8 protein-coding genes are annotated in these 7,599 nt (G+C 71.7%); 2 read left to right on the forward strand and 6 right to left on the reverse strand.

The window, feature by feature from the left end; all coding sequences use genetic code 11:
- The 5 genes from GH736_RS13665 to GH736_RS13685 all read right to left on the reverse strand — a co-directional run.
- On the reverse strand, positions 1-669 hold a 669-nt coding region (locus GH736_RS13665; protein ID WP_159604178.1), incomplete at its 3' end, for an ATP-binding cassette domain-containing protein.
- Positions 666-1,526, reverse strand: a complete 861-nt coding sequence (locus GH736_RS13670) for an ABC transporter permease (protein WP_159604180.1) — start codon at positions 1,524-1,526, stop codon at positions 666-668. The genes GH736_RS13665 and GH736_RS13670, both read right to left, overlap by 4 nt.
- Entirely contained in the window at positions 1,523-2,482 is a 960-nt protein-coding gene (locus GH736_RS13675) for an ABC transporter permease (protein WP_159604182.1), read from the reverse strand. The genes GH736_RS13670 and GH736_RS13675 overlap by 4 nt, the downstream gene beginning before the upstream one ends.
- 48 nt (positions 2,483-2,530) lie before the next feature.
- Positions 2,531-4,198 carry an ABC transporter substrate-binding protein gene (locus GH736_RS13680; protein WP_159604184.1) on the reverse strand — a complete coding sequence of 556 codons (1,668 nt, stop codon included), beginning with the start codon at positions 4,196-4,198 and terminating at the stop codon, positions 2,531-2,533.
- Positions 4,199-4,214: 16 nt separating this feature from the next.
- Positions 4,215-5,873: an amidohydrolase gene (locus tag GH736_RS13685; protein WP_235934205.1), complete on the reverse strand. Its 1,659-nt coding sequence runs from the start codon at positions 5,871-5,873 to the stop codon at positions 4,215-4,217.
- Positions 5,874-6,066: 193 nt separating this feature from the next.
- Between GH736_RS13685 and GH736_RS13690 the strand changes: the two genes are divergently transcribed.
- A complete protein-coding gene (locus tag GH736_RS13690; RefSeq protein ID WP_235934207.1) occupies positions 6,067-6,765 on the forward strand; it encodes a TetR/AcrR family transcriptional regulator in 699 nt (232 codons plus the stop codon).
- A 136-nt stretch (positions 6,766-6,901) separates the two neighbouring features.
- Positions 6,902-7,264, forward strand: a complete 363-nt coding sequence (locus GH736_RS13695) for a carboxymuconolactone decarboxylase (RefSeq protein WP_159604190.1) — start codon at positions 6,902-6,904, stop codon at positions 7,262-7,264.
- Positions 7,265-7,325: 61 nt separating this feature from the next.
- Here GH736_RS13695 and GH736_RS13700 read toward each other — a convergent pair.
- Positions 7,326-7,599, reverse strand: a 274-nt coding sequence (locus tag GH736_RS13700; protein ID WP_159604192.1) for an EamA family transporter, incomplete at its 5' end; no start/stop codon positions are given.

The raw sequence follows: 7,599 nt of genomic DNA on the forward strand, positions 1-7,599 counted from the left end.
TGCCCGCTTCGCGGACTTCACGAGTTTCTGGCACTTCGTCACCCATGACGTCACCGAACCGGATGCTGCAGGGTCGAGGATCCCGGCGGTATCGGCGACCACCTTCTCGGACCGTTTCACCTGCTCTTCAGCGGCGGTGGTGGGCTCGTCGCAGATGAGGAGTCGCGGTGAGCTGGTGAGCGCGCCGGCGATCATGACCCGTTGCAGCATGCCGCCCGACAGCTCATGCGGGTACTGGTGCATGTGCTCCTCGGGTCTCGGCAGGCGCACGGCGCGCAGGAGCTCGACGGCGCGGGCCTCCGCCTCGGCGCGCGATCGTCCGTCGACGAGCCGGAGCGTCTCGGTGAGGTGGTCGCCGATGCTGCGCATCGGGTTGATGCCCGCGCGAGGGTCCTGGAAGACCATGCCGGCGTTCGAGCGCCGCAGTGCGAGCAGGTTCCCGATCGGGGCGCCGAGCACCTCGCGACCGTCGAGTCGCACGGACCCGGCGGTGGTCGCGCCCCGCGGCTGCAGGCCGATCACCGAACGCGCCGTGAGGGACTTGCCAGAGCCAGATTCACCGACGAGGCCCACCGTCTCCCCCTTCGCGACGTGAAGGGAGACGCCGTCCAGCAGGCGGGCCCCGCTCGGCAGGTCGAGCGTGTAGTCCGAGATGTCGAGCAGCGTCATGCGGGGGTTCCTCCTCCGATGCGGTCGGAGAGCTCCTCCCCGATCACGTTCACGGCGACGACGGCGATGACCACGGCGACCGCCGGCACGATCGCGGGCAGGAAGTGCCCGCCGAGCAGCCCGGCCTGGGCCTCGTTGATCATGGCGCCCCATTCGGCCGTCGGCGCCTGCACGCCGAGGCCGAGGAACGACAGGGCGGCGAGCTCGGCCAGCACGTAGCCGAAGTTCAGCGTGGACTGGGCGCCGACGATCGGGGTCACGTTGGGCAGCACCCGACGCGTCGCGATCCAGCCGCCCGAGAAGCCCTGCACCCGGTAGGCCGAGACGTAGGGGCGGCTCCGCTCCGAGGCGACGAGCGAGCGGGTGAGCCGCGCGACGAACGGCGCGTACGCGATGCTCATGGCGATCACCGGGGCCACGAGCCCCTTGCCGAACAGCGCGACCGCCATGATCGCGATGAGCAGCGACGGGAACGCGAACACTACGTCGAAGATGCGGCCGAGCACCGAGTCGACCCAGCCGCCGCGCCAGCCCGCGAGCAGCCCGAGCAGGATGCCGATGATCGTGGAGGAGATCACCACGATCAGGGGTGCGAGCAGCGCCGTGCGTGCGCCGTACATCATGCGGCTCAGGATGTCGCGGCCGAGCGCGTCGGTGCCGAGCCAGTGCGCCGACGACGGACTCGCGTACACGGCGGCGAGGTCGACCTGGTCGGGATCGTACGGGGCGATCCACGGCGCGAGGATCGCCGCGAGGGTCAGCGCACCGAGGGCGGCGAGGCTGATGAGGTAGGCCGTGTTCGCCGGCCGGGCACGCGGGGCGCGGAGCACCTCGAGCGCGAGGGTCGGGGTGGTCATCTGGCACCAGCTCCTGCGGCGGACCGGGGGTCGATCCAGGGCTCCAGGAGGTCGACGATCGCGTTCACCACGACGAAGGCGAGCACGACGAGCAGCACGATCGCCTGCACGACGGGGAAGTCGAGCCGGTCGACGGACTGCACGAGCAGCGAGCCGATGCCCGCCAGGCCGAACGCCGCCTCGACGATCGAGCTCGCGACGAGGAGGCCGGCGACGAGCACGCCGCTGACCGTGAGGATGGGCCCGATGGCGTTGCGGAACACGTGCCGGCGCACCACGGTGGCGCGTCCGAGCCCCCGGCTGGTGGCGACCTCGACGTGCTCCCGGCCGAGCTGGTCGACCATCGACGACCGCGTCACCTTGCCCACGAGCACCACGAACACGACGGCCAGCGCGATCGACGGCAGCACCAGGTGGTACACCGTGTCGAGCACTCCGCCGTCGCCGGAGCCGAACGACGGGAACCAGCCGAGCTGCACCGCGAACACCGCGATGAGCACGATCGAGCCGACGAACGACGGGATGGCGCCGAGCACGGTGAGGCCGATGAGCACTCCACGATCGACGATGCGCCCCCGGTTGAGGGCGGCCACGATGCCGCCCACCAGCCCGACCACCGCGATCATGAGGCCCGCCATGACCACCAGGCCGAGCGTGACGGGCAGCCGCTCGCCGATCACGGCGGCCACGTCCTGGCGGTACTGCAGCGACCGGCCGAAGTCGCCGTGCAGGACGCCGGCGAGCCACTGCACGTACTGCTGCCACGGCGGAAGGTCGAGCCCGTACTGGGTGGTCACCTGCGCGATCGCCTCGGGCGAGGGCTTCCGCCCACGCAGCAGGAACGTCACCGGATCGCCCGGGACCAGGAACCGCGAGAAGAACACGAGCAGCGAGGCCAGGAACAGCGTGAGGAGGAGGCCGCCGAGCTTGCCGGCCACCCGGCGGGCGGCGGTCATGGGGTGACCGCCGCTCGGCCGGTCGGGCCATGCTGCCGACGGATGCCGCTACCGGGCGCCAATGGTCGCCGCCCACGGGTAGTAGAGGAAGGCGATCGACGGGGCGACGCCCGTGACGCGCTCGCCCAGGAACAGCGGCATCGGGCCGGTGTACAGCGGCAGCCAGGGCAGCTGCTCGTTGGCGATCCGCTGCGCCTCGGCGGTCTTCTCCGAGCGGGCGGCGGGGTCGTCGATCCCGATCGCCTCGTTCACGACCTGGTCGAACTCGGAGTCGGACCACTCGCCGTAGTTGCTGAACTCGCCCGTGCGCAGCACGCTGTACATCTCGAGCGGGTCGGGGCTCGAGAGGTACCACGACGTGTAGAAGAGGTCGACGCCCTCCCGAGCGCTCGGGTCGGAGAACAGGGCCGTGTAGGCGCTCGGGGTCACCGTCTCGATCGTGGCCTTCAGGCCGATCGACTCGGCGGCGGCCGCCGTCGCCTGCGCGATCACGTTGAAGTCGCTGCTGATCGGCGCGGTGGCGAACACGATCTCCTCGCCGACCGCGCCGGCGTCCTCGACGAGCTGCTTGGCCGCGGCCAGGTCGTACGGGTACGCCTCCAGGTCGTCGAAGGCCTCGCCGAGGCCCGCGTCGCTGGCTCCGACCCAGACCGACTCCGTCGTGAGGGCATCGGTGACCTCGCCGTAGCCCTTGGCCGCGGCCGAGACGATGCCCTCGCGGTCGAGCGCCATGAGCAGCGCCTTCCGCACGTCCACGTCGCCGAGCGGCCCGTCGAGGTCCGACACGATGAGGCTCGACACGGCCGTGCTCATGCCGAACAGCATGTCGCCGACGCTCGAGTTCTCGAGCTGCGGCACCGCCTCGAGCGGCACCATCCAGCCGCCGTCGACCTCGCCCGAGGCCAGCGCGTTCACGCGGGCATTGGCGTCGTTCATGAAGAGGAACTGCACCTCGCCGGACTTGGCGCGCAGCGACTCGTCCCAGTAGTCCTCGTATCGGGTGAGCGTGATGCGCTCCCCTGCCTTCCACTCGGTCAGGCTGAACGGACCGGTGCAGTTCACGCCGCCCGTCGAGTTGCCGTAGTCGGCGCCCGCCTCCGCGAGCGTGGCGGCCGACTCGATGACGCCGGCCGAGCCACCCATCGCGAGGTTGAACTGCGAGTCCGCGGATGCCTCGGTCACGGTGACCTCGCGGTCGCCGGTCTGCTCGATCGAGGTCACGTTCTGGTACACCGAGTACCAGGAGGAGCCGACCGCCGGGTCGAGGTGGCGGCTCATGGAGGCGACGACGTCGGCGGCCGTCAGCGGCGTGCCGTCGTGGAAGGTCACGCCGTCGCGGATCGTGTAGACCCAGGTCGTCGGCGTGGGATGCGCGAACGACTCGGCGAGCGCCGGGGTGAGCGTGTAGTCGGGGTTCAGCCGCAGCAGCGACTCGCAGACGTTGGCGAGCACCTGGTTGTCGGAGTAGTCGAACGCGTAGGCGTAGTCGAGCGAGTACGGCTCCGCGTAGCTCACCCAGGAGAAGGAGTCGAGGTCGCCCGACGGGGCATCCGTCTGGGCGGTGAGCTCGAAGTCGGGGTGGGCGGGCGCCTCGGCCTCAGGCGGGGTGCAACCGGTCAGGGCGAGCGCGGCGCCGAGGGTGCCGGCGACGGCGACGAGTCGGCGGATGCCCCGGGGCCGGCAGTCGGGCGAGGTGCGGTGCTGGGAATCGGACATCGTGCGCTCCTCAGGTTCAGTCGTTGCGGTGGTGGACGAGCTCGCCCTCGACCCACGTCGACGTCACCGTCGAACGGTGGATCTCCTCGGCGGGCACCGAGAACGGGTCGGGGTCGAGCACGACGAGGTTCGCCAGGTAGCCCTCGCGGACATACCCGGTGTCGTGGTCGCGGTGGTTCACGTAGGCGGAGCCGGAGGTGTACGCCGCCATCGCCGTGGCGAGGTCGAGCCGCTGGTGGGCGCCGCCGAGCGGCTCGGCTTCATGGCCGGGAACGACGCGGTTCACGGCGACGTGGATCGCGTCCATGGGATCGGCGCTCGACACGGGCCAGTCGCTGCCGGCGGCGAGGCGCGCACCGTGACGCACGAGGTCGCCGAACGGGTACTGTCGCGCCTCGGCGCCGTCCTGCAGGAAGGGCAGGGTCAGCTCATCGATCTGGTCCTCGTGGGTGGCCCAGAGGGCCTGGAGGTTCGCGACGGCGCCGAGCTCGGCGAAGCGGGCGGTCTCCGCCTCCTCGACGACCTGCAGGTGGGCGAGGTGATGCCGTCCGTCGGTGTCGCCGTTCGCGGCCCGAGCCGCGTCGAGGGCGTCGAGCGCCTCGCGCACGGCCCGGTCGCCCAGCGCGTGGAAGTGCACCTGGAAGCCCTCGGCGTCGAGCGCCGTGACGTAGCGCTGCAGCAGTTCGGGGTCGACGAACGAGAGCCCGTGGTTGTGCGTGTCGTGGCCGTGCACGTCGCGGTACGGCGTGAGCATCGCGGCGGTCTGGTTCTCGGCCACGCCGTCGACCATGATCTTCGTCGTGCCGAGCGAGAGGCGGTCCTCGTGCCCGAGTGCGGCGATCGCCTCGCGACGGGCGGCCATCTCGCCGACCTGCTCGATGCCGCGGTCGCGGGCCCACCACTGGGCGCCGACGACGTGCACCACGAGCTCACCCTCGGCCAGCGCCCGGCGGTACGCCTCGAGCGGGTCGGGGACGACCCCCGAGCCGCCGCCGACCATCGCGTCCTGCCACCCGGTGACGCCGAGCGCAAGGAGCTCGCGCTGCGCGCGCAGGAGACCCGCATAGACCAGTTCGGGATCGAGGGCCGGGCGCACGCCGTCGAACAGGTCGCCGGCACCCTCGTGAAAGGTGCCGGCCGGTGCGCCGTCGGCCTCTCGCTCGATGCGGCCGTCGGCCGGGTCGGGCGTCGACGCGTCGATCCCGGCGAGGCGGATGGCGGCCGTGTTCGCCCAGGTGCTGTGGTGATCGCGGCTGAGCAGCAGCACCGGGCGGTCGGGCACGGCCGCGTCGAGCAGTGCACGCACCGGCGCGCCGCCCGGGTAGTGGTCCATCGACCAGCCCCCGCCGAGGATCCACGGCTCGTCGGGGTTCGCCGCCGCATACGCCCGGACCCGGATGACCGTGTCCGCGGCATCCGTCGCCTCGGTGAGGTTGCACTGCAGGAGCTCGACCCCGCCGCCGACGGGGTGGATGTGCGCGTCCTGGAAGCCGGGGCCGAGCAGCGCGCCGTCGAGCTGCACGACGCGGGTCAGATCGCCGACGAGCGCGCTCGCCTCGGCGTCGGGGACCACCGCCGTGATGCGTCCGGCAGTGATCGCGACGGCGTGGCCGTGCAGCGGTCGTCCGGTGCCGGTGAACACCGGGCCTCCGGTGAAGAGCAGGTCTGCGGGCACGTCGCCCTCGCTTCCTCGTCGAACGTGTGGGTTGCGGCGACTGTAGTTGCGTGGCGGCACGTCTGTCAACAGTGTTGACATCGCTGTTGACCGACTCGTTATGCTGGAGGCGCAGCCGCTGCCGCGCCCCCTGCACCTGCACCGAGGCCGCGGGCGTGGCAGCATGGCCCTGAGACGACCGGGAGCGACACCGATGACGACAGCGACGCGATCCGACGGCGCCCGTGCGGGGCGCAGCGGCAAGGCGCGCCTCGACCGCCGCGCCATCGTGGCCGCCGGCCTCAGGCTCGCCGCACAGCCGGGCACGACCGCGGTGTCGGTCCGCGACCTCGGCACCGAGCTCGGCGCCGATCCCACGGCGATCTACCGCCACTTCCGCGGCAAGGACGACCTCATGCGGTCGCTCCTCGACGAGGTCATCGGCATGAGCCTCGATCGAGTGGATGCCGCAGCCGACGACTGGCGCGGGCGCCTCACGCAGCTGGCGGTCGCCACCCTGGACCTCTTCGCCGTCTATCCCGCGATCGGCGTGGAGGCGACCGTGCTGACCACGAACGGGCCGCACGAGCTCGACATCATCGAGTTCATGCTCGACTCCTTCGCCCGAGCAGGACTCGACGGCGACGACCTCGTCAACCACTACGCGCTCATGGCGTCGCACGTGATCTCCAGCGCAGCCGGCATCGCCCGCAGCCGGAGCGAGCGCGGCACTGCGCCGTCGGCGCCCAGCCCGTGGATCGAGAGTCCGCTGCTGGTCGACCCGGCGCAGCATCCGCTCATCGCCGACGTCGGCCCGCGGCTGCGCGCGCTCGACGACCGCGACCTGTTCCTGCTCGGCGTGGAATCGGTGCTCGACTCCGCCGAGCGAACGGCCGCCGCGGGCGTGCGCTGATCCGACACGCCGAACGACCCGGCGCGTGCGTGCTTTCATGCGATCTCGATGATGCCGCCGCCACGAGAGGGAGGTGCAATGAGGTGCGGCCTCACGGCCGCAGCATCCGGTTCCACCAGCGGTGAAGGGATCCATCATGTCCGATCTGCCCGACGACGACGCGCCCGTGCTCGACCTGCTCGCGCGAATGACCGCCGACTCGCTCGACGCGTCGACCCTCGACCCCGAGACCCTGGTGCTCGTGCGCATCGCGGCACTGGTCGCGGTCGACGCCCCGCCGGTCTCCTACGCGCTCAACCTGGAGGTCGGGGGCGAGGTCGGCCTCGACGCCGAGGACCTCCGGGGCGTGCTCACCGCGATCGCGCCGATCGTGGGCACCGCCCGGATCGCCTCCGCCACCGGCAACATCGTGAAGGCGCTGGCCGCCGAGATCGAGCTGGAAGACCTCGAGATCGCCCTCGAGGAGGAGATCGAGGCCGAGGAGGACGGGCTGACCTGACCCAGTACCCGCAGATCACCCGGCCGGGGTCGCTCGCATCGAGCGGCCCCGGTCGCCTGCGTCAAGCTCGGGGCAGGCGAGGGCGCCGACGACTCCAGGCCACGCCGATGAGGCAGAGCGCGCCGCCGATGAGGCCGAGCAGCGTCGGCAGCTCACCGAGCAGGAGCCACGAGAGCACCACCACGATGGCCGGCACCGCGAGCGTGGCCGACGCCGTGGCACCGGCCGAGCTGCGCTGCAGCACGTAGGCCCACAGCACGAACGCGACGGCCGAGGGGAAGACGCCCAGGTAGACCATCGCGAGCCCCGCGGGCGTCGGCGCTGCCGCGACCTCG

Origin of the sequence: Agromyces humi (genome assembly GCF_009720255.1) — a bacterium.
Lineage (GTDB): Bacteria > Actinomycetota > Actinomycetes > Actinomycetales > Microbacteriaceae > Agromyces > Agromyces humi.

Excerpts from the sequence above, each read along its gene's own strand:
- GH736_RS13690 (WP_235934207.1), top strand. The coding sequence starts at position 6,067 with ATGACGACAGCGACGCGATCCGACGGCGCCCGTGCGGGGCGCAGCGGC.
- GH736_RS13675 (WP_159604182.1), bottom strand. The coding sequence starts at position 2,482 with ATGACCGCCGCCCGCCGGGTGGCCGGCAAGCTCGGCGGCCTCCTCCTC.
- GH736_RS13670 (WP_159604180.1), bottom strand. The coding sequence starts at position 1,526 with ATGACCACCCCGACCCTCGCGCTCGAGGTGCTCCGCGCCCCGCGTGCC.
- GH736_RS13680 (WP_159604184.1), bottom strand. The coding sequence starts at position 4,198 with ATGTCCGATTCCCAGCACCGCACCTCGCCCGACTGCCGGCCCCGGGGC.
- GH736_RS13695 (WP_159604190.1), top strand. The coding sequence starts at position 6,902 with ATGTCCGATCTGCCCGACGACGACGCGCCCGTGCTCGACCTGCTCGCG.